This window comes from Actinomadura sp. NBRC 104412, assembly GCF_030269515.1.
Classification (GTDB): domain Bacteria; phylum Actinomycetota; class Actinomycetes; order Streptosporangiales; family Streptosporangiaceae; genus Spirillospora.
The window spans coordinates 66,099-86,102 of sequence record NZ_BSTM01000022.1; the positions used below are offsets into that span (position 1 = coordinate 66,099).

General features: G+C 70.3%; 19 protein-coding genes. 11 read left to right on the forward strand and 8 right to left on the reverse strand.

Going from position 1 to position 20,004, the window contains the following annotated elements; genetic code table 11:
• The first annotated feature begins 358 nt into the window (after positions 1–358).
• From QSK21_RS24850 to QSK21_RS24895, 10 genes are all read left to right on the forward strand, one after another.
• Positions 359–1,489 carry a sugar ABC transporter substrate-binding protein gene (locus QSK21_RS24850; protein ID WP_285699330.1) on the forward strand — a complete coding sequence of 377 codons (1,131 nt, stop codon included), beginning with the start codon at positions 359–361 and terminating at the stop codon, positions 1,487–1,489.
• A gap of 82 nt (positions 1,490–1,571) precedes the next feature.
• Positions 1,572–2,414, forward strand: coding sequence for an SDR family NAD(P)-dependent oxidoreductase (locus QSK21_RS24855; RefSeq protein ID WP_285699331.1), 843 nt, complete (start codon positions 1,572–1,574; stop codon positions 2,412–2,414).
• A gap of 58 nt (positions 2,415–2,472) precedes the next feature.
• Positions 2,473–3,915: an ATP-binding cassette domain-containing protein gene (locus QSK21_RS24860; RefSeq protein WP_285699332.1), complete on the forward strand. Its 1,443-nt coding sequence runs from the start codon at positions 2,473–2,475 to the stop codon at positions 3,913–3,915.
• A gap of 13 nt (positions 3,916–3,928) precedes the next feature.
• On the forward strand, positions 3,929–5,179 hold the full coding sequence (locus tag QSK21_RS24865) for an ABC transporter permease (protein ID WP_285699333.1): 1,251 nt from the start codon (positions 3,929–3,931) through the stop codon (positions 5,177–5,179).
• Positions 5,180–5,253: 74 nt separating this feature from the next.
• Positions 5,254–5,556: a putative quinol monooxygenase gene (locus QSK21_RS24870; protein WP_285699334.1), complete on the forward strand. Its 303-nt coding sequence runs from the start codon at positions 5,254–5,256 to the stop codon at positions 5,554–5,556.
• Positions 5,553–6,254: a nitroreductase family protein gene (locus QSK21_RS24875; RefSeq protein WP_285699335.1), complete on the forward strand. Its 702-nt coding sequence runs from the start codon at positions 5,553–5,555 to the stop codon at positions 6,252–6,254. The genes QSK21_RS24870 and QSK21_RS24875 overlap by 4 nt, the downstream gene beginning before the upstream one ends.
• On the forward strand, positions 6,251–7,372 hold the full coding sequence (locus QSK21_RS24880; RefSeq protein WP_285699336.1) for an alpha/beta hydrolase: 1,122 nt from the start codon (positions 6,251–6,253) through the stop codon (positions 7,370–7,372). Before QSK21_RS24875 ends, QSK21_RS24880 begins: the two co-directional genes overlap by 4 nt.
• Positions 7,369–8,595, forward strand: a complete 1,227-nt coding sequence (locus QSK21_RS24885; RefSeq protein WP_285699337.1) for an acyl-CoA dehydrogenase family protein — start codon at positions 7,369–7,371, stop codon at positions 8,593–8,595. Before QSK21_RS24880 ends, QSK21_RS24885 begins: the two co-directional genes overlap by 4 nt.
• On the forward strand, positions 8,592–10,199 hold the full coding sequence (locus tag QSK21_RS24890) for a class I adenylate-forming enzyme family protein (RefSeq protein WP_285699338.1): 1,608 nt from the start codon (positions 8,592–8,594) through the stop codon (positions 10,197–10,199). The genes QSK21_RS24885 and QSK21_RS24890 overlap by 4 nt, the downstream gene beginning before the upstream one ends.
• Entirely contained in the window at positions 10,196–11,401 is a 1,206-nt protein-coding gene (locus QSK21_RS24895) for an acyl-CoA dehydrogenase family protein (protein WP_285699339.1), read from the forward strand. The genes QSK21_RS24890 and QSK21_RS24895 overlap by 4 nt, the downstream gene beginning before the upstream one ends.
• Before the next feature lie 139 nt (positions 11,402–11,540).
• Here QSK21_RS24895 and QSK21_RS24900 read toward each other — a convergent pair whose 3' ends face one another.
• Together QSK21_RS24900 and QSK21_RS24905 are read right to left on the reverse strand one after the other, a co-directional pair.
• Positions 11,541–11,951, reverse strand: coding sequence for an arsenate reductase ArsC (locus tag QSK21_RS24900; protein WP_285699340.1), 411 nt, complete (start codon positions 11,949–11,951; stop codon positions 11,541–11,543).
• A gap of 293 nt (positions 11,952–12,244) precedes the next feature.
• Positions 12,245–12,649 carry an ArsR/SmtB family transcription factor gene (locus tag QSK21_RS24905; RefSeq protein ID WP_285699341.1) on the reverse strand — a complete coding sequence of 135 codons (405 nt, stop codon included), beginning with the start codon at positions 12,647–12,649 and terminating at the stop codon, positions 12,245–12,247.
• An 84-nt stretch (positions 12,650–12,733) separates the two neighbouring features.
• On the opposite strand from QSK21_RS24905, the gene QSK21_RS24910 reads away from it, so the two are divergent.
• A complete protein-coding gene (locus QSK21_RS24910) occupies positions 12,734–13,183 on the forward strand; it encodes an ArsI/CadI family heavy metal resistance metalloenzyme (RefSeq protein ID WP_285699342.1) in 450 nt (149 codons plus the stop codon).
• A gap of 173 nt (positions 13,184–13,356) precedes the next feature.
• Here QSK21_RS24910 and QSK21_RS24915 read toward each other — a convergent pair whose 3' ends face one another.
• From QSK21_RS24915 to QSK21_RS24940, 6 genes are all read right to left on the reverse strand, one after another.
• The gene (locus QSK21_RS24915) at positions 13,357–14,190 is read right to left on the reverse strand and encodes a mycofactocin-coupled SDR family oxidoreductase (protein WP_285699344.1); all 834 of its coding nucleotides are present in this window, start codon (positions 14,188–14,190) and stop codon (positions 13,357–13,359) included.
• A gap of 20 nt (positions 14,191–14,210) precedes the next feature.
• Positions 14,211–15,047, reverse strand: a complete 837-nt coding sequence (locus QSK21_RS24920) for a mycofactocin-coupled SDR family oxidoreductase (protein WP_285699345.1) — start codon at positions 15,045–15,047, stop codon at positions 14,211–14,213.
• Positions 15,044–16,066 (reverse strand): ABC transporter permease, encoded by a 1,023-nt coding sequence (locus tag QSK21_RS24925; protein WP_285699346.1) that lies wholly within the window; start codon positions 16,064–16,066, stop codon positions 15,044–15,046. Before QSK21_RS24925 ends, QSK21_RS24920 begins: the two co-directional genes overlap by 4 nt.
• Before the next feature lie 9 nt (positions 16,067–16,075).
• Positions 16,076–17,605, reverse strand: a complete 1,530-nt coding sequence (locus QSK21_RS24930; RefSeq protein WP_285699347.1) for a sugar ABC transporter ATP-binding protein — start codon at positions 17,603–17,605, stop codon at positions 16,076–16,078.
• A 48-nt stretch (positions 17,606–17,653) separates the two neighbouring features.
• The gene (locus QSK21_RS24935) at positions 17,654–18,952 is read right to left on the reverse strand and encodes a sugar ABC transporter substrate-binding protein (RefSeq protein ID WP_285699348.1); all 1,299 of its coding nucleotides are present in this window, start codon (positions 18,950–18,952) and stop codon (positions 17,654–17,656) included.
• Between the two features lie 112 nt (positions 18,953–19,064).
• Positions 19,065–20,003, reverse strand: coding sequence for an alpha/beta hydrolase (locus QSK21_RS24940; protein ID WP_285699350.1), 939 nt, complete (start codon positions 20,001–20,003; stop codon positions 19,065–19,067).
• Position 20,004 lies beyond the last annotated feature (1 nt).

Below are 20,004 nucleotides of genomic sequence, written 5' to 3' on the forward strand. Positions count from 1 at the left end.
AATTTTCGAGAGCCTGGCGGTCGTTCGGCGAGAAGGGGGCGCGGGCCACGGTTCCGACCCTTCTCCCTGCGATTCCTCAGGCGATCTTCAAGGCCGCCGCCGCCGCGCCTTCTTCGCCGTCCGGCGGCGACCGGCCCTTCGGCATGCCCGGGCGGAGGTGCCCGCCCGGGCACGCTGCGATGCCCTCGACCTGCTGAAGTACGCCGGAAACGGCTTCCGATCGAGGCGTTGACACCCGCCATGTGACTGCGGTTACATGGCGGATATCTGATAGATAGTCAGACTTTAGGCCGGCAGCCGCGACTCTCCGTACTTCGTTCAGTGGAGTCCTGCGGTATCTAGTCGGAAAGGGCTTCAGATGACCATAAGATCCCTGAGAATGGGCGCCACGCTGGTGGCGGCGGTGCTGCTCCTGACCGCCTGTGGCGGGGGCCGCGCGGAGACGCGGCAGTCCGGATCCGGCGACTCGGCCGGGATCTCCAACGAGAAGGCGGCTGCGGAGGTCACGAAGCTGCTCGCCGGCGACGTCGAGTTCCCGATGCCGACCGAGCCGGTCAGCCCGGGCACGCACCGGGTCGCCGTGATCGCCAGCGGGCTGGCCTCCCCGGGACCCTCGGTGCTGGCGCAGAGCGCCATGGACGCCGTCAAGCGGATCGGATGGACGGCCGACAAGCCCGGTGACGGCAAGTTCACCCCCACCACGCAGGCACAGCTGATCGAGAAGGCGGTGCTGGACAAGGTCGACGGCATCATCCTGGTCTCCATCACCCCCTCGGCCGTCGCCGCGGCGGTCAAGGCCGCCGCCGACGCCAAGATCCCGGTTGTGTGCGCGCTGTGCGGCCCCGGCCTGCCGCAGGGCATGGTCGGCGTCGGCAACGACGACCAGGCGGCCGGGCGCGCCCAGGCCGCGTACGCCGCCTCGCTGGCCAAGCCTGGCGACACCGTCGTGGTGTACCAGAACACCGAGTTCAAGCAGTCCGAGGAGCAGATGGCCGAGGCCGCCCGCGCGGTCAAAGAGATGTGCCCGGACTGCAAGGTGGAGACACCGTCGCTGCTGCTCGCCCAGGCGGCGATGCCCAACGCCCCGATCTTCACCTCGCTGCTGAACAAGTACCGGCAGGGCACCGTGAGCTCGGTGCTGATGCCGTTCGACACCCCGGCCTCGGTGCTCGCCAACTCCGCCGCCCAGATGGGACGGTCCGACTTCGCCGTCGTCGGCCTCGGGGCGCTCTCCCCCTTCGTCGACATGGTCGGCAACGGCCGGCCGGCCGTCGCGAAGGCGGACGTGCTGATCTCCACCCCGCTCTACGGCTGGGCCTCGGTCGACCAGCTCGCCCGGCTACTGGCCGGCAAGCAGCCCTGGAAGGCCGACGAGATGCCGGTCGCGCTGATCGACAAGTCGACCTACGGCAGGTACACGAAGGGCAACATCTTCGTCCTCCCGAAGTTCGACTACAAGGCGAAGTTCGCCGAGCTCTGGGGCCGATGACCGCGGCCTGACCCGCGCATCGACCGAGCCCCCCGCCCGCCCAGGCGGCACCCCACCGGAACGGGACAGGAAGGGACCGAGGATGAAGACGACGCAGGAACTGCTGCGCGACTCCTACGAGTACGCCGCCAGCCCCTTCGCCTCCCTCCTCCGGTTCGACGACGCCGCGGCCGTGGTCACAGGCGGCGCCCAGGGGATCGGCCGGGGGATCGCCGGCCGGCTGGCCGAGTTGGGCGCCGCGGTGACCCTGGTCGACATCGACCCAGCGGTCACCGCGACCGCGGCCGAACTGGCCGGGCGGCACGGGGCCGACGTGACGGCGCGGGTGCTCGACGTGCGGGACAGCGCCGCGCTGGCCGAACTGGCCGGCACCGTGCTCACCACCGGCGTACGCCGGCTGATCTGGGTCAACGCCGCCGGGATCTATCCCTCGCACCCGCTGCACGAGCTGACCGACGCGGAGTGGGACCGGGTGGTCGGCCTCGATCTCACGGCGACGTTCTACGGCTCGCGGGCCGCCGGCCTCGCCGTCCGGGCCGCCGGCCTGGAAGGTGTGATCGTCAACATCAGCTCGGTCGCCGGCTTCCGGGTCGGCCGGCCCCCGGGCCTGGCCCACTACGCCTCGGCCAAGCACGGCGTCCAGGGCCTGACCAAGGCACTGGCCGTCGAACTGGGGCCGTACGGCGTCCGCGCCGTAGCGGTGGCGCCGGGCGCCGTGGTCACCGAGGGTCTGGTCGCCCGGTTCGGCGATCTGGACCTGGAGAACGGCACCGACTACTTCTCCACCCGCGCGCAGGACATGCCGATCAGGCGGCCGAGCCTGCCGGACGACGTCGCCCGGGCGGTGTGCTTCCTCGCCTCGCGCGCGGCGGCCAACATCACCGGGGTCATCCTCCCCGTCGATGCGGGACATCTGGTGCTGTGACCGGCCCCGCGAACGGCACCGCACACGACCCCGCGACCGCATTCCGAAGGGACCGCCGATGGTGATCTCGACCCTCGCCCCCGACGCCCCGGACGACCTCATGATCGAGGTCGCCGGCGTGCGCAAGCGCTTCGGGCGCACCCAGGCGCTGCGCGGGATCAGCTGCGCCTTCTCCCGCGGCGAGTTCGTGGCCCTGCTCGGCCCGAACGGCGCGGGCAAGTCCACCCTGGTCAAGCTTCTCGACGGGGTGTACCCGGCCGACGAGGGCACCATCGCGATCCGCGGGGGCCGGGCCGGGCTGGGCGTCGTCCATCAGGACCTCGGCCTGGTGGACGGCATGACGGTCGCGGAGAACCTGTTCCTGGGCGCGCCCCGGCGGCTGGTCAGCCCGCGCGCCGAGGCGCGGCTCACCACCGAGGCGTTGCGGGCCGTCGGCCTCACCTCGATCGATCCTCACGCCCTGGTGTCCTCGCTGAACCTGGGCCGGCGGGCGATGGTCGCCGTCGGCAGGACGCTGTATCGCGGCGCCGACACCGTCCTCATCGACGAGGTCACCGCCGGCCTGCACCCGCACGAGGCGCGCTGGGTGGTCGAGCGGCTCCGGGTGGCCGCCGGGCTCGGCGCGACGGTGCTGATGGTCACCCACAAGCTGGACGAGGTGATCGGCGCGGCGACCCGCTACGTCGTGCTCAGCGACGGGAAGGTGGTGCTGGACGCCGGCGCGGAAGGCATCACCCGGGACGACCTGGTCGACGCGATGAGCCGGAAACGCCCGGCCGGCCCTCTCGCGCAGTCCGCGGATCCCGCCGCCTCCAGCGGCGGCGACGTGGTGTGCGAGCTGCGGGGCGTGCACGCCGGCGCCGCCGGCCCGATCGACCTGACCGTCACCGAGGGACGGATCACGGCGCTCACCGGCCCGCTGGGATCGGGGCTGCACGAGGTCGCCTACGCCGCGGCGGGACTGCTCACCCCGGACGCCGGCACCGTCCACGTCCCGGACGGGGTGTCCCGGGCGTGCGTGCCCGCCCAGCGCGAGACCGAAGGGGTGTTCGCCGAGGACACCGTGCTGTTCAACGTCGCGGTCGGTGGATGGGCCCGCTGGCGCGGGCGCACCGGACTGCTCAGGGTGCGGCAGATGCGGCGCGACTGCGATGACGCGGTGGCCGCGCTCGGCGTCGTCCCGCACCGGCTGGACGCCGCCGTGTCCGAGCTGTCCGGGGGCAATCAGCAGAAGACCCTGTTCGCCCGCGCGCTCATGCGCCGCCCGCGGCTGCTGGTCCTGTGCGAACCGACCCGCGGCGTCGACGTCGCGACCCGGCGGGAGATCTACGGGCAGGTCCGCCGGATGGCCGCCGGAGGCACCGGCGTGCTGGTGGCCACCACCGACTACGAGGACATCGCCGCGCTGGCCGACACGGTCGGCGTGCTCACCGCCGGCGGCACGGTCTCGGAGTGGCTGCCTTCCGACCGTTTTTCCGAACTGTCCACCGAGCTTGCCTGAACGGGAGGCCCCGATGTCCATCGACGAAACCGAGTCGCCCGGCACCGCCGTCGGCGAGGCCGGCTCGTCCGGCGATGGAGCGTCCGCGCAGCCGCCTCCGGACGCCGGGCCGACCGGCCGGAACCCCTGGCGGGAGACCGGGGCCAGCGTGGCCACCGTCGCCGCCTTCGGCGTGGTCTTCCTCGTCTACGCCCTGTGGCTGCGGGGCGGGTTCTACGACGTCACCCGGCTCTCCTTCGACGTCAGCCGCAGCGCCCCGCAGCTCGTACTGGCCGTCGCCGTCGCCGTCTGCATGTGCGGCCACCGGTTCGACCTCAGCGTCGCCGCGGTGGCCACGGCGGGCTGCTTCCTGACGGTGGGCGCGTTCATCGACGCCGGGCTGCCCATGGCCGCCGCCCTGGTGCTCACCCTCCTGATGGGCGCGGTCGCCGGTCTGTTGAACGGCATCCTGGTGACCAGGTTCCGCATCAACGCGTTCATCGCCACGCTCGGCACCGGCGGCCTCATCACCGGGTTCACGGTCGTCTACTCCGCGGGCGAGGTGGTCGGCCCGACGCCGGGCTCCGGGCCGCTGCCCGGCTGGTTCTCCGGTGCCGGATCGCTGGGCGACTTCCAGAACAAGGTTCCGCCCGCCGTGAGCGTCCTGGTCACCGCCGCCGTGGTCGCCGCCATGCTCATCTCGCTCGACCAGCGCTTCCCCGGCCCCGACGCGCGCCGCCGGATCCAGGGAACGGTCCTCGGCCTGGTCGGCGTGCTGCTGGTCGGCGGCGCCTGGGCGCTGGGCCTGACCGCCGAGTTCGACTGGATGATCGTGATCATTCTGGTGCTCACGCTGCTGGTGTGGACGGTCATGAAGTACACCGCCATCGGACATGCGATCTACGCCGTGGGCGGCAACCCCAGCGCCGCGGCGTTCGCCGGGATCCGCACCGATCTCATCTCGGCGTGCCTGTTCGTCTTCTCCGGGACGATCGCCGCGCTGGCCGGCATCCTGATCGCCTCCCAGCAGGGCAGCGCCTCGCCGGGCGTGGCCGACCCGCTGCTGCTGCCCGCGTACGCCGGCGCCTTCCTCTCCACGGTCATCCTCTCCCGCGGCCGCTTCCACATCTGGGGCACCGTGGGCGGCAGCATCGCGCTGGTCTACGTCACCGACGGCCTGGTGGTCGGCGGCGTCGAGTACACCTGGACCCAGGTGATCAACGGTGCCGTGCTCATCGTCGCGGTGGCCCTGAGCACCTTCCTCCAGCGCAGGCCCGGCTCCTGACCCCATGTCCCGCCACCCGTTCCCGTCCCCGCGGTGCCCGGCCACGCCGGGTCCCGCTTCCCGAGGAGGTACTTGTGATCGTCGTCAGTGGGATCATGGAGGTCGCGCCCGCGGACGCCGACCGCTTCACCACGCTGACCCGCCGCCTGGTGGACGCCACCCGCCGCGAGCCCGGCTGCGTGGACTACCGTTTCGCGCAGAGCATCGAGCGGCCCGGGCGCTTCGAGGTCTTCGAGGAGTGGGCCGACCAGGCCGCGCTCGACGCCCACGTCCGGGCCGCGCACTACCGCGACTGGAGCCGGGCGCTCAAGGACCTCGAGGTCACCCAAATGTCGATCGTCCGGTACGCGGCGGCGGAACGGACCGTCCTCGCGTGAGCGCCGTCGAACGGACCGGCGCCGCGCCCGCCGGGCTGGACGACTTCCCTCCCGGTGTGGAGCCGAACGAGACGCTGCGCATGATCGGGTCCGCCCGGGCGATGCGGCGGCTGCGCCCCGACCCGGTCCCCGATGCGCTCGTCCGCGCGCTGGTATGGGCCGGCACCCGCGCGGCGAGTCCGAACAACAGCCAGTTGTGGCGGTTCGTCGTGGTCCGCGACGACGGCCAGAAGGCCGCGATCGGCAGAGCCCTGGAACGGTTCGTCCGCTGGATCGACTCCCTCGGCGAGCCCGCCGACGATCGCGACGCGCACATCCGCGCCGAGGCACGCCACCTGGTCGTCTCCGTCGCGGACGCCCCGGTGCTGCTGGTGGTGTGCGCCGAGCACTCGTATCCCGAGCGCGGCCCGGACCCGCGGTACCTGTGGTCCGCGGTGAACACCGCCAGCCAGAACGTGCTGGTCGCCGCGCGCTCGCTCGGCCTGGGCGCGACGCTCACCATGATGCACGTCGGCAACGAGCAGGCCGTGCGCGACATACTCGGCCTCCCCGACGACGTCCATATCGGGACCATGATCCCGGTCGGCTGGCCGGACCGCCCGTTCGGGCCGGTCCGGCGCCGCCCCCTGGATGACGTCGTCCACCACGACCGCTGGCGTGGCGGTGGCCACGCTCGTGACGCGAAGGACCCACAGTGACGAACATCGACCGCGAGTTCATCGGCCTTCCCTCCCCGGCCATCGGCCGGGCGGGGGCGGGCGGCCACCCGCTCCAGGGCATCTACTACACGCCGGCGGGCAGGAAACCGAAGACCGCGCTGATCGCCACCCACTACAACGTCGACTTCAGCGAGCACTACATCGCGACCCGGATGGCCGAGCGCGGCTACGGCTTCCTCGGATGGAACACCCGGTTCCGCGGCGCCGAGCATTTCTTCACCCTCGACCACGCGCTGGCAGAGATCGGCGTCGGCGTGTCGTGGCTGCGGTCGCAGAGCGTGGAGCAGGTGGTGCTGCTCGGCAACTCCGGCGGCGGCTCGCTGATGACCGCGTACCATTCCCAGTCACGCGAGCCCAATATCCGCCCGCCGTACGGCCGTGACCAGGTCTTCGAGCCGGCGCTGCACCTGCCGCCCGCCGATCTGATGATCTTCTTGGCGGCGCATCCCGGCCGGCCGGAGTGGATCACCCGCACGATGGACCCGTCGGTGCTGGACGAGACCGACCCCAACTCCGTCGATCCCGAGCTCGACATGTACGACCCCGCGCACGGCCCGTCGTACTCCCCGGAGTTCGTCGCCCGCTACCGGGCGGCCCAGGTCGCGCGTAACGACCGGCTGACCGCGTGGTGCAAGGAGCGGCTCGCGGCGATGGCGGACCGGCCCGCCCGGGACCGGATTTTCTCCATGTCGCGCACCTGGGCCGACCTGCGTTACCTGGATCCCACCATCGACCCGTCCAACCGGCCGACCCCGATGTGCTACTTCGGCGATCCCAAGCGCGCCAACTACGGCGTCTTCGGCGTCGGCGTGGTGTCGACCATGCGGACCTGGCTCAACATGTTCAGCCTACAGGAGTCCGACTGCGTCGCGGCCAAGCACCTACAGCGGCTGGACCTGCCGACGCTCGTGATCCAGCCGGACGCCGACACCGGCGTGTTCCCCAGCGACGCGCAGGGGCTCTACGACGGCGCGGTCTCGACGGACAAGGAACTGGTCACCCTGCCGGGCGACCACTACTTCGTCGAGCCGGCCGACGCACGCGACGTCGTCGCCGACACCCTGGCCGACTGGCTCGCCTCCCGGACGTCCCGATGAGCGCGGGCGGCACCACGACCGCGGACGCCGTCCCGGACGGGGGCGAGGACACCGGCGACTGGGACGTGCCCGCCCTGCTGACGCCCACGGAGGAACAGGCGGCGCTGCGCCGCATGCTGCGCGACTTCTTCGCCGAGCGGTGGCCCGAGGAGCGGCTGCGCGCCGTCGTCGGCTCCGCGGACGGCCACGACAGGGAGCTGTGGCAGGCGATGGCCGGGGAGCTCGGGCTGCACGGCCTCGCCGTCCCCGAGGACCTCGGCGGTGGCGGCTTCACCTACCCGGATCTGCTGGTGGTCTTCGAGGAGATGGGACGCGCCCTGGTCGGCGGGCCGTTCTTCGCCTCGATCGCCATGGCCTCCACGCTGCTGCTCGCGCTGCCCGACCGGAACGCCCAGGAGCGGCTGCTGCCCGGCGTCGCGTCCGGTGAACGCATCGCCACCGTCGCGGTGGTGGAGCACCCGACCCGGTGGGAGGCCCGCGACCCGGTGGCCGCGGCCGCGGGGACCGGAGTCGCCCGCACCGTCACCGGCGAGAAGCTGTTCGTGCTGGACGCCCAGGTCGCCGACGTGCTGCTGGTGGTGGTGCGCACCGAGCACGGCATCGGGGTGGTCGAGGTCGACGCCGCCGCGCCGGGTGTGCGGATCGAGCCGTTGCAGAGCGTCGACCTCACCCGGCGGCAGGCGCGGGTGGTGTTCGAGTCGGCACCGGGCACGCTGCTCGCCCCCGGCCACGATGCCGCGCCCGCCGTCCGCCGGATGTGCGACCTGGCCGGGGTGGCGCTGGCCGCCGAGCAGGTCGGCGGGGCCGCGCGCGTGCTGGAGATGGCCACGTCCCACGCCCGGACCCGCGAGCAGTTCGGCCGGCCGATCGGCGGCTTCCAGGCGGTCAAGCACCTGCTCGCCGACCAGCTCGTCGCGGTGGAGTCCGCCCGGGCCGCGCTGGCCTACGCCACCACCGCGGCCGCCTCGGCAAGCGCGACGGAGACAGGGACCGGTGCCGGTCTCCCCGTCGCGGCCGCGGCGGCGCAGGCGCTGTGCTCGGAGGTGTTCTCGGCCGCCGCCGAGGCCAACATCCACGTTCACGGCGGGATCGGGTTCACCTGGGAACACCCCGCCCACCTCTACTACCGCAGGGCGGTGTCGAGCGAGGTGATGCTCGGCCGGCCGCGTGAGCACCGCGCTCGGATCGCCGCCCACCTCGTCGCCATGTTGGAGACGCCATGAACGACTCTGGACCGGCCAAGCTCTCCTCACTCCAGCCCGCGGACTGGATCACCCTGCACGCCCGCTACCGCCCGGACGAGCGGTGCCTGGTGACCGGTGACGGCCGGGAGCACACGTTCGGCGAGATCAACGGCCGGGTCAACCGGCTGGCCCGCGCGCTACGGGCACACGGCATCCGGCGGCACGACCGCATCGGCATCCTCGCCACGGACTCGGTCGACTACATGGTGCTGCTGATGGCGTCCCTGAAGGTCGGCTCGACCTACGTGCCGCTCAACTACCGGCTCGCGCCCGGCGAGATCGTCACCTTCGCCAAAGCGGCCAAGCTGGACGGCTTTGTCACGATGGCACGGTACGCCGAGGCGGCCGCCGCCGTCGACGAGGTGTGCCCCGGGATGAAGCTGCGCGCGTCGTTCGACCCGTTCGGCGACCGGCCCCTGGTGGCCGACCTGATCGAGGAGCAGCCGGACGACGGCGACGCGGAGGTGCCGACCCAGCCCGAGGACATCATTTCGATCATGTTCACCAGCGGCACGACCGGGCGTCCCAAGGGCGTCATGCAGTCGATGCGCATGCTCGGCGTGTCCACCAACGTGTCTCTGCTGGACTTCGGATTCAAGCGCGGCGAGCTGCGCTACACCGCCTCGCCGATGTTCCACGCCGCCGGGATGGGCAGCATCTACTACGGCATCGCCCGGGGCTTCGCGTCGCTGATCATGGACCAGTTCGACCCGCGCGCCCTGGTGGAGTGGATGAAGTCGGGCGGGCTGACCGGGGCCCTGCTGATGCCGACGATGCTCAAGGCGCTGCTGGAGGTCCCCGGCGTCCGCGACCAGGCGTACCCGAACCTGCGCTCCATCGTGTACGGCGGCGCCCCGATCGGCATCGACCTGCTGCGGGACGCGATGGACGTGTTCAAGTGCGACTTCTTCAACAGCTTCGGCGCGGGCACCGAGGCGGCGGGGCAGACGATGTTCTACCCCGAGGACCACCTGCGGGCGCTGGCGGGGGAGGAGCACCTGCTCGGCTCCATCGGCCGTCCCATGTACGGGGTGGACCTGCGGCTGTGCGACGACGAGGGCAACGACGTCCCGCGCGGGCAGGTCGGGGAGATCACCACCCGGTCCGAGACCGTGATGAGCGGCTACCTCGACGATCCCGAGCGCACCGCCGAGGCCGTGGTGGACGGCTGGTTCCGGGCCGGGGACCTGGCCTGGATGGACGAGGATGGGTACCTGTTCCTGGCCGGCCGCAAGTCCGACATGATCATCCGGGGCGGGGAGAACGTGTATCCCGTCGAGATCGAGACCGTCCTGCTGGAGCATCCCTCGGTGGCGGCGGTGGCGGTCGTCGGCCGGCCCGACGAGCACTGGGGCGAGGTCGTGGTGGCCGCGATCGAACTCCGTCCCGGCCACGAGCTCGACGAGGAGGCCCTGAAGCGGCACTGCCGCGAGCGCTTGGCCGCCTACAAGGTGCCCGTCCGCTTCTACGCGATGGAGGACATGCCGCGCAACGTCAACGGCAAGCTGCAGAAGTTCGCGATCGCCGACCTGATCGCCGAGCGGTACGGGCGGTCCGGCGGAGGGGAGGCGGCTGCCCGGTGAGCGATCTCGAGGAGTTCCGGGCACGGGTCGAGGCGTTCCTGGCCGCACGCTATCCGCGCCGGCCGGACGCGCTGCGGCACGGGCAGGGCGACGACTCCCTGGTCGGGGCGGCGCTGCGGCATTGCGACGATGAGGCCGGTGACCTGCGGCGGGCGCGGGAGTACCAGCGCGCGCTCTTCGACGCCGGCCTCGCCTGGCTGGACGGGCCGGTGGAGTACGGCGGCGCGGGCCTGGGGGCCGCGGAACGGCGGGCCTTCGCCGAGATCGTGCGCCGGTACGAGGTGCCCGACCTCAGCGGGCTGCTGGTGGGGCAGCACATCATCGCCCCGGCGGTGCTCGTCCACGGCACCGACGAGCAGCGTGCGCGGCTGCTGCCGGCCCTGTGGAGCGGCGATCTCGTGGGGTGCCAGCTGTTCTCGGAGCCCGATGCGGGCAGCGACCTGGCGAGCCTGCGGACGCGGGCCCGCAAGGTCCCCGGTGGCTGGCGCGTGGACGGGCAGAAGGTCTGGTCGTCGGGGGCGCACCTGGCGGACGTGGGGGAGCTGCTGGCCCGGACGTCCCCGGACCCGGACAGCCGGACCCGGGGGCTCACCATGTTCCTGCTCGACATGAAGTCGCCGGGCGTGACCGTGCGGCCGCTGCGGCAGATGACAGGCACCGCCCACTTCTGCGAGGTGTTCCTCGACGATGTGTTCGTCCACGACGATGCCGTGCTCGGCGAGGTGGGCGGTGGATGGGCGGTCGCGAACGTCTCGCTCACCAGCGAGCGCGACAACTTCGGTGACGGCGGCGCCGACCTGTTCGTCCGCCTGCTGGATCGCCTGGTGCTGCTCAGCCGGGAGGTCGGCGCCGCCCGCGATCCCGACGTCCGTGACCGGCTGGCCGACGGGTACATCCGCCGCCTGATCACCCGGGTGCTGCCGGCCTCGCTGCGGACGGCGGCGCCGGAGGTCGCCGCCGTCGGCGCCAGCCTGGTCAAGCTCTTCGCGACCGACGCCGACCGCCGGCTGGCCCGGCTCGCCCTCGACGTGCTGGGGCCGTCCCTGACCGCCGACACCGGCGCCTGGGGCACCTATGCCTGGTCCCAGGTCGTTCTCGGCGTCCACGCCACCCGCATCGCCGGCGGCACCGACGAGATCCAGCGCAACATCCTCGCCGAACGCGCATTGGGCCTGCCCCGTGAACCCCGCCCGTCCCGCTGACGACCGGGACGGGTCCGGTCGCGGAATGACCGGAAGTAACGGACGGAGGGACTGCGGGCGCGGTCGATCGGGCGGTTGTCCTGCACATGCCGCGCCTCTGCGCGGCCGGTGTGGTCGCGGGGATGTCGTTGCGGGTGTCTCAGCGGCCGGCTGGAAGGAGTTCTGCGAGCAGGGCGCGCACGCGGGAGTCGATCTCGTCCCGGATCGGGCGGACCTGATCGACGGTTTTGCCTGCCGGGTCGTCCAGTTCCCAGTCCAGGTAGCGCTTGCCGGGGTAGATGGGGCAGGAGTCGCCACAGCCCATGGTGATGACCACGTCGGCGGCTTGCACCACCTCGTTGGTAAGCGGTTTGGGGAACTCGCGTGACAAGTCCAGGCCCAGTTCTTTCATGACGGTGATGACGGCGGGGTTGATGGTGTCGGCCGGAGCGGATCCGGCCGAGCGGACGTGAACCTTGCCCTGGGCGTGGTGGTCGAGCAAGGCGGCGGCCATCTGGGAGCGTCCGGCGTTGTGGACGCAGACGAACAGCACCTCGGGGACCTCGGGCATCAGGGCTCCTGAATACATAGGCGGCTGCGGTCAGCCGGGAGTGGGCGAAGCGGGGTGGCCAGGACGGGCAGGCAGGTATTGAACGCCCCAGCAGGTCGTAGCACTCGGCCACGCAGGCGTACACCGGGCGTAGATGCAGAGGAACCAGTTCGTCGGCGGCGCGGTGCAGCACGGAGGTGGCGGAAGCAAGGCTGGCGAACACGCGTCGCTCCGGGGCGGCGGTGGCACCGATCAACATCGTGACCGGCATTCCGTGCAGGCGAACTCGGTGAAGACCCGGTGGGCCGGTGCGCTCACGGGTGATCGGCTCCGACCGGCGTGGTGGCACCGTCGGTGACGGTGTCGGGTAGGGCCAGCACTCCGGCGAGCTGCTTCAACGCGTGCGGGACGATCCAGTAATAGACCCACGTGCCGCGCCGCTCAGAGTCGATCAGGCCCGCTTGGCGCAGCACCTTCAGATGGTGCGAGATCGTCGGCGCGGTCACCGCGAACGCCCCCGTCAGCTCGCAGACGCACACTCCCGCGCCGACCTGGCGTCCCCCGGCATGGGCGCCGATCAGCGACAGCAGGCGCAGCCGGATCGGATCGGCCAGCGCCTTGAACCCCCGCGCCAGTTCGGCCGCGCCGGCCTCGGAGATCGGCTCAGCGATCAGCGGCGTGCAGCACCCCGCCGGAGACGGACCCTGTTGCTTCGACATACCTCTAATTTGACAGGATGCTAATCAGGGGCGCAAACTCGCGGAGTGATTAGAAGACCGTCGAATCAGCATGGAGGAGGAACCATGTCCCGTGTCCAGCTCGCGCTCCGGGTCCCCGATCTGAGCGCCTCGATCGACTTCTACACCAAGCTGTTCGACACCCCGCCCGCCAAGATCCGCGACGGATACGCCAACTTCGCCATCGCACAGCCGCCCCTCAAGCTCGTCCTCATCGAAGGCGCGGACGAGCCGGCCACGCGGCTGGACCACCTGGGCGTCGAGGTGGACGACTCCGACCTGGTCACCACCGCCGCCCGGCGACTGGCCACCGCCGGACTGGCGACCCTGGAGGAGAACGACACCTCGTGCTGCTACGCACTCCAGGACAAGGTCTGGGTGACCGGCCCCGGTGAGGAGCCGTGGGAGGTGTACGTGGTCAAGGGCGAGGGCGACACGCTGGGCAAGGCCGAGAACCCGGCCACCACGACCGAAAACGGAGATCACGGGAAGACGGCCGCGCAGGGCTGCTGCTGAACGGCTCGGCAGGTGCGCCACTCTCGATGCTGCGCCATCCCTCGCCGCGTCCGCCGGCTCCTGCTCGCGAGGGCTGCGAAGCTCCCGCTTGGGCACGTTGAGGGGCGGCGAGTGCGGCGCCGTTGCGAGGGTGTTGATCATTGACGCCCTCGCAACGGCGGGAAGGGTGGGGTTCAGATGGTCAGCGCGCCGCCGTCGATCGGCAGGGCCACGCCGGTGATGTAGCGCGCCTCGTCGGAGGCGAGGAACAGGACGGCGTTGCTGACGTCGATCGACTCGACCCAGTCGATCGGCAGGAGGATCGTTGCCGCCGATGCCGCTCCGAAGTCCTTACGGGTGGGATTCTCGATGTCGGGGCAGAACAGGCGGTACATGCTCTCGTTCTGGATCATTTCGGTGTCGACCTGGGTCGGGTTGACCGTGTTGACCCGGATGCTGTGCGGCGCGAGTTCCTGCGCGAGCGTCTTCATCAGCCCCACCACACCGTGCTTGGCCGACACGTAATGCGACACGCCGCTGTAGGACCGTAGGCCGGCGACGGAGCTGGTGAGCACGATCGAGCCGCCACGCCCGCCCTTGATGAGATGCGGAATCGCCGCCTTGCAGGTGCGCCATACGCCGTTGAGGTTGATGTCGATCATCTGCCCCCAGGTTTCCTCGGTCAGCTCGTGTGACGGGCCGTTGGAGAGGATGCCGGCGTTCGCGCACACGATGTCGAGCCGGCCGAGTTCCGCGACGCCTGCGTCAACGGCATCTTTCAGTGACTGCATGTCGCGCACGTCCGCTTGCGTGGCGACGATGCGCCGGCCGAGCGCCTTGACCTGGCGCTCGGTCTCGGCCAGGTCCGCGGCGCTCGCCATCGCGTAGTCGACGGTGTCGATATCGGCGCAGTGGTCGATGGCGATGATGTCGGCGCCCTCCTGTGCGAGCCGGATGGCGTGGCTACGCCCCTGCCCGCGGGCTGCCCCGGTGATGAATGCGACTTTGCCTTCAACCCGACCTGCCATGTGCGCTCCTTCGGTTGTTGTCACTTGATCAGTACGCCTGCGTCGACCGGTAGTGCGACCCCGGTGATGTAGCGCGCCTCGTCCGAGGCGAGGAACAGCACCGCATTGCTCACGTCCCGCGCATCGACCCACGGGACCGGCAGCGCGTTCATCGCCTGCGACACCGGCGCGAAGTCGGCGCGGGTCGGATTGTCGACATCCGGGCAGAACAGCTCGAACATCGGCCTGTTCATGATCATCGGGGTGTCCACCTGGGTCGGGTTCACGGTGTTGACGCGAATCCGGTGCGGCGCCAGCTCTTGGGCGAGCGTCTTCATAAGGCCGACCACGCCATGCTTGGCCGCCGTGTAGTGCGCGATGTTCGCGTACGCCTTGAGCCCCGCCGCCGAACTGGTGAGCACGATCGCGCCGCCGCGTCCCCCGTCGATCATGTGCGGGATCGCCGCCTTGCACGTACGCCACACTCCGCCCAGGTCGACGTCGACGACATCGAGCCATACCTGCTCGTCCATGTCCTGGGCGGGCGAAGGCTTGTTGACGCCGGCGTTGGCGCAGACGATGTCGAGGCGACCGAGCTGGGCGACTCCGTCGTCCACCGCCGCGCGCAGGGCCGGGTAGTCGCGCACGTCGGCCTGCCGGGCGACGATGCGGCGGCCGAGCGCCTTGACCTGCCGGACCGTTTCGGCCAGATCCTCGGCCGTACCCAGCGGATAGGGGACGTTGTCCATGTCGGCGCACAGGTCGACGGCGATGATGTCGGCGCCCTCCTGCGCGAGCCGGATGGCGTGGCTACGCCCCTGTCCGCGCGCTGCCCCGGTGATGAACGCGACCTTGCCTTCAACTCGTCCGGCGCTCATTTGATCAGTCCGTAGCGCCTGCGGTCGATCGTGATCGCGACCGCCGCGATGACGACCGCTCCCTTCACGATCAACTGGGTGTACGGGCCCACCGACGTGATGTCCATGCCGGAGCCGAGAATGACGATGACCAGGGTGCCGAGCATGGTGCGGTGCGGGCCGCCGACTCCGCCCGACAGCGCGGTGCCGCCCACGACGATCGCGGCGATGGAGTTGAGCAGGCTCGGATCGGCGCCCAACGGCACACCCGTGCTCGCCTGACCGGTAAGGATGATGCCCGCCACGGCGGCGATGACGCCCGCGAGAGCGAACACCGACAACTTCACGGCACGCACTCGCACGCCACTGAGCCGGGCCGCCCGTTCGTTGCCCCCCACCGCGTAGAGGTGACGCCCGTAGGACGTCGCGAACACCAGTGCCGTCAATCCGATGGCCAGGACGATGGCGATGAGCGCGCCGTTGGGCAGACCCGGGATGGTCGAGGTGTTCACCAAGGTGTTGAGCAGGCCCGAGTTGAACGAGACCGGGCCGCCCTTGGAGATGGTGTTCGAGACGCCGTCGAGTATCGACATCATGCCGAGCGTCACCAGGAACGACGGCACTTTGAGCAGCGTGGTGACGATCCCGTTGACCAGGCCGACGAAGCCGCCGACCAGCAGGACGAGGACTATGGCCAGCGGGCCGCCGAGGGAGTCGATCCACTTGGCGATCAGGATGCCGGCCAGCGACGCGTTCGCCGCGACGGACAGGTCGATTCCGCCGATCAGGATGACGAACGTGCCGGCGAGGGCGAGGACGGAGAGGAACGCCATCTGCCGCAGGATGTTCTGGGCGGAGCCGGTCGAGATGAACGCCGGGTTCTGCGCGCCGAAGTAGGCCACGAGCACGATGAGCGCCACGATCGGGATGAGGATGTTGCGGTACCGGTCGAGGAACGTGGACGCCGCCGCCGGCGACCGTGGGGACGAGCGCTCGTCACCGGTCTGCCGCTTCACCAGGCGTGGCGAAGACTGGGTCATTTGCGGACCTCACATCATGTAACGGACGATGTCGACTTCGCTGGGCTTGGCGGCGGCGGGGGCGGGGATCTCGGCGGTGACATGGCCGTCCTTGAGCACCAGGATCCGGTCGGCCAGGCCGATGATCTCCTCCAGGGACTCGGTGCACAGCAGCACACCGACGCCGCTTCCCGCGAGGTCTCGGATGAGCTCGTAGATCTCCTCTCGCGTGCCGACGTCGATGCCGCGCGTCGGATCGTCGAGCACGAGCAACCGGCAGTCGCGGCCCAGCCAGCGCGCGAACACGGCCTTCTGCTGGTTGCCGCCCGACAGCTCGCCGATCGGGGTGGACAGCGACTCGGTCTTCACCCGCAACCGCTTCGCCAGCGCATCGGTCCTCGAACGCTCGGTGGGCAGGCGGAGCAGCCGCGACCACCGCGAGGTGAGCAGATCGAGGAAACCGATCGAGATGTTCGAACGGACGGACATGGTCGTGAACAACGAGTCGTTGGCGCGCTCGGGCGGCACGTAGAGGACGCCGTTCCGCATGGCCTGCGCCACCGTCCACCGGGAACGGCGGGTGCCGTCGACGACGATCGACCCCGAGTCGAGCCCTTCCGCGCCGGCGCACACGGCCGCGAGCTCGGACTTGCCCGAACCGATCACCCCGGCGAGACCGACGATCTCGCCGGGGCGCACCGCCACGTCGACGTCGGTGAACGCGCCCGACTTGGTGCCGCCGATGACGCGCATGATCGGCTCGGCCGACGAGGCGCCTCGTTGCTCGTCCTCGCGGTAGTAGTCGACGCTGCGCTCGCGGCCGACCATCAGTTCGTGCAGCCGCGAGTCCGTGATGCCGTCGTTGGGCACCGTGTCGATCACCTTGCCGTCCCGGAGGACCAGCAGCCGCGAGCTCAGCCGGAGCACGTCCTGCAGGATGTGCGACACATAGATGAACGCCACCCGCGAGCGCCATCGCTCGATGAGCGAGAACAGCAGATCGACCTCGTGCTCGCTGAGCGCGCTCGTCGGCTCGTCGAGCAGGATCACCGGCGGACGGTCGGTGAGCCGTGCCAGGGCGAACGCCTTGGCGATCTCGACGAGCTGCCGCTGCGGGTAGCTCAGGTCGGCGACGATCGCGTCGGCCGGGATCTCGTCCAGATGCAGGTCGTGCAGCAGGGCGCTCGCCGCGGCACGCAACCGGCGCGCTCGTGACCACCCGCGGCCGGGCACGAGGGCCTCGCGGCCGAGGTAGATGTTCTCGTACACCCGCAGCGGTTCGACGAGCGCCTGCTCCTGCGCGACGACGGAGATGCCCATCGCGGACAGCCTGCGGGGGTCGCCGAGCGGCGCGTGGGTGCCGTCGACGGTCATCGTGCCTTCGTCCGGCCGGACCGTACCGCTCAGCACACCGATCAGCGTCGACTTCCCCGCGCCGTTCTCACCGATGAGGCCGAGCACCTCACCGGTACTGACGTCGAGCGACACGTCGCGCAACGCGTGCACGATGCCGTAGCTCTTGGAGATGCCGGTGAGCTTCACCGTCGATGTAGAAGGCACGTCGGGCCGCCCCGCTCTTGGATGGACTGTGGTGGGATGCCGCCGCGCTCAGGCGACGAGCTTGCTCTTGAACTCGAACAGGGGGCCGGACTTGAACGCGGCCGCGTAGTCGGCCCGGACCTTGCCGATGTCGGCGGACGCCCACGCCGGGTTGAGCTTGTACTGATCCTGGGGAACGCCGGCGTAGAACTCCTTGGGATCGATCGGGTTGAGCAGCGTCTGCGGATCCCAGTCGTTCGGATGGAGCGCCTTGCTCATCTTCGTCCAGTTGAACGGCAGCTTGCCGGCGTAGACGGTGTCCAGAACCTTCTGGGCGATGTCGGGCGTGACGAGCAGCGCGCCCTGCGAAAGGAATCTCTCCGGCAGCGAGAGCTCCACCCCGTTGAGAACGTCGAACACCGTGATGCCCAGCAGCCCGGCGGTCAGACCGCCGATCGTGGCACTGGTCAGGTACTGCTTGCCGGCCGCGATGTACTCGATGTTCTGCTTGTTGCCGTCGAAACCCGTGACGACCTTGTCCTTGATGCCCTGCGCGTCGAGTGCCGCGATCACTCCCGCGGCCTCGCTGTCGTTCTGAGCGAACACCCCGACGAAGTCCTTGACGGACGGGAGGATGTTCGTGAGCGACTTGCGCGCGTCCTCCGAGGTCCAGTTCCCCGGCGCCGCGGTGACGATCTTGATTCCCGGGTAGTCCTTGAGCGCCATGTTCAGTCCGGCGGTCCGCTGGTCGTCCGCGGACGAGCCCTTCTGACCGGGGACGTGGATGATCGTGCCGGTGCCACCGACCTTGTCGAACAGGGCCTTCGCGGTGGCCGCCGCGATCTTCGTCGACGGCGGCGTGATGAAGCGCGCCCACTTGTCGGCGTCCGCGGGCGTGTACCAGGGCGGAGCGGTGTACGAGCTCGCGTACAGGATGCCGGACGCCTGGCATGCCTTCGTCACCGCGGCGGCCTGGGCCTCGGTCGCGGGCGTGCCGAAGATGGACTTGCCGGTCGCGGTGCGCACGTTGCCCACCTGGCCGATCGCGGTGCTGGCGTTGCCCTGGTCCTCGAGGGTGGCCATCGGGACGCCCAGCGCGGCCATCGCCTGCTTGGCCCCCTCGTTGAACGCGACGAAGTAGTCATTGGACAGCGTCGTCACCTGGCACCAGGTCTTGTCCTTCTTGAGCTTGCCGCCGGCGGCGGCCGGCTGGTCCGAGCTCGATGAACCTCCGCACGCGCCGGTCCCGAGAACGATGCCGGCGGCACCGACCGCGGACAGGAACGCGCGCCGGGAAACGGGGTTGGGGAACTGACCGTGGACCGCCATATCGACGATCCGTGACTCGATGGAAGCCAATTCCGTCATCTCCTTTGAGATACGAGAACCCGCCACGGCCCCGATGGGCCGCGGTTGTGGACGCTGACGCGCCGGTTGGGGGGTGGGGTGGCCGTGGCGCACGCTCGTGGCCGCGATGTCCTCACCGCTGTGGTGTCATCGCCTTCGCGACGAGATGATCGGCGAACCAGCGCGACGCCTCCTCGGCGGCGACGGCCAGCTTCGCCCGATCGCTGTACAGGGTCATATGCGACGTGTGCGGGAGGACGACCAGCTTCTTCTTCTCCGTGGGGATCCTGTTGTAGCTCTCGATCTCCAGATCCCAGAGCGTCAGATCGTCGCCCTCCGCGACGATCATGAGCGTCGGTGTGTCGTAGATGCGGGTGACGAACGGGTTGACGTCGTAGTTCAGCAGCAGGTCGACGGACTCCATCGTGCTGGAGTTCTGATACAGAGGAGCCTCGGTCGCCTGTAGCTGCGCGAACGTCGTGAACGTCTCCGGGAACGGCCACGCGGACAGCTCTTCCTCGGGAGTCGCGCTGGCGTGCGGCAAGTAGAGCCGGTTGTCCGGGTTCTCGTAGCGGAGCCGGCGATCCTCGAGGACCGCCTCCCACAGCCGGCGGTATCCGAGCGTGCCGTGGACGCGGCGCATGTTGCGGTAGCCGTCGATCACCGGGATCTGGCTGACGATCGCCTTCACACGGGGATCGGTCGCCGCGAGGATCAGGACATGACCCCCTGAGTACGAGATCCCCCACGCGCCCAGGCGGTCCGGGTCGATCCCATCGGCGCGTTCGAGGAAGCTCAGCGCGTTCTGGTAGTCGCGGATCTGCGCCCATGGGTCGAGGTGCTGGCGGGGCTCCCCCTCGGAGGAGCCGAGGTTGCGGTAGTCGAAGATCAGCGCGGCCATGCCCAGTGACGCGAACGCCTCGGCGTAGTACGGCATGACGAGCTCGCGGACGTAGCACCATCCACCCGCGAGTACGACTGCGGGAACGTCCCCGGTCGCGTCATCCGGACGATAGAGCCACCCCCTGACAAGGCTGCCCTCGCTGGTGAACTCGATGTCTTCTCGGCGCATC

What these genes read in the sequence shown, in the direction of transcription:
- QSK21_RS24890 (WP_285699338.1), top strand. Translation starts at nt 8,592, where the DNA reads ATGAACGACTCTGGACCGGCCAAGCTCTCCTCACTCCAGCCCGCGGAC.
- QSK21_RS24855 (WP_285699331.1), top strand. Translation starts at nt 1,572, where the DNA reads ATGAAGACGACGCAGGAACTGCTGCGCGACTCCTACGAGTACGCCGCC.
- QSK21_RS24860 (WP_285699332.1), top strand. Translation starts at nt 2,473, where the DNA reads ATGGTGATCTCGACCCTCGCCCCCGACGCCCCGGACGACCTCATGATC.
- QSK21_RS24850 (WP_285699330.1), top strand. Translation starts at nt 359, where the DNA reads ATGACCATAAGATCCCTGAGAATGGGCGCCACGCTGGTGGCGGCGGTG.
- QSK21_RS24915 (WP_285699344.1), bottom strand. Translation starts at nt 14,190, where the DNA reads ATGGCAGGTCGGGTTGAAGGCAAAGTCGCATTCATCACCGGGGCAGCC.
- QSK21_RS24910 (WP_285699342.1), top strand. Translation starts at nt 12,734, where the DNA reads ATGTCCCGTGTCCAGCTCGCGCTCCGGGTCCCCGATCTGAGCGCCTCG.
- QSK21_RS24940 (WP_285699350.1), bottom strand. Translation starts at nt 20,003, where the DNA reads ATGCGCCGAGAAGACATCGAGTTCACCAGCGAGGGCAGCCTTGTCAGG.
- QSK21_RS24920 (WP_285699345.1), bottom strand. Translation starts at nt 15,047, where the DNA reads ATGAGCGCCGGACGAGTTGAAGGCAAGGTCGCGTTCATCACCGGGGCA.
- QSK21_RS24900 (WP_285699340.1), bottom strand. Translation starts at nt 11,951, where the DNA reads ATGCCCGAGGTCCCCGAGGTGCTGTTCGTCTGCGTCCACAACGCCGGA.
- QSK21_RS24885 (WP_285699337.1), top strand. Translation starts at nt 7,369, where the DNA reads ATGAGCGCGGGCGGCACCACGACCGCGGACGCCGTCCCGGACGGGGGC.
- QSK21_RS24925 (WP_285699346.1), bottom strand. Translation starts at nt 16,066, where the DNA reads ATGACCCAGTCTTCGCCACGCCTGGTGAAGCGGCAGACCGGTGACGAG.
- QSK21_RS24935 (WP_285699348.1), bottom strand. Translation starts at nt 18,952, where the DNA reads ATGACGGAATTGGCTTCCATCGAGTCACGGATCGTCGATATGGCGGTC.
- QSK21_RS24865 (WP_285699333.1), top strand. Translation starts at nt 3,929, where the DNA reads ATGTCCATCGACGAAACCGAGTCGCCCGGCACCGCCGTCGGCGAGGCC.
- QSK21_RS24905 (WP_285699341.1), bottom strand. Translation starts at nt 12,649, where the DNA reads ATGTCGAAGCAACAGGGTCCGTCTCCGGCGGGGTGCTGCACGCCGCTG.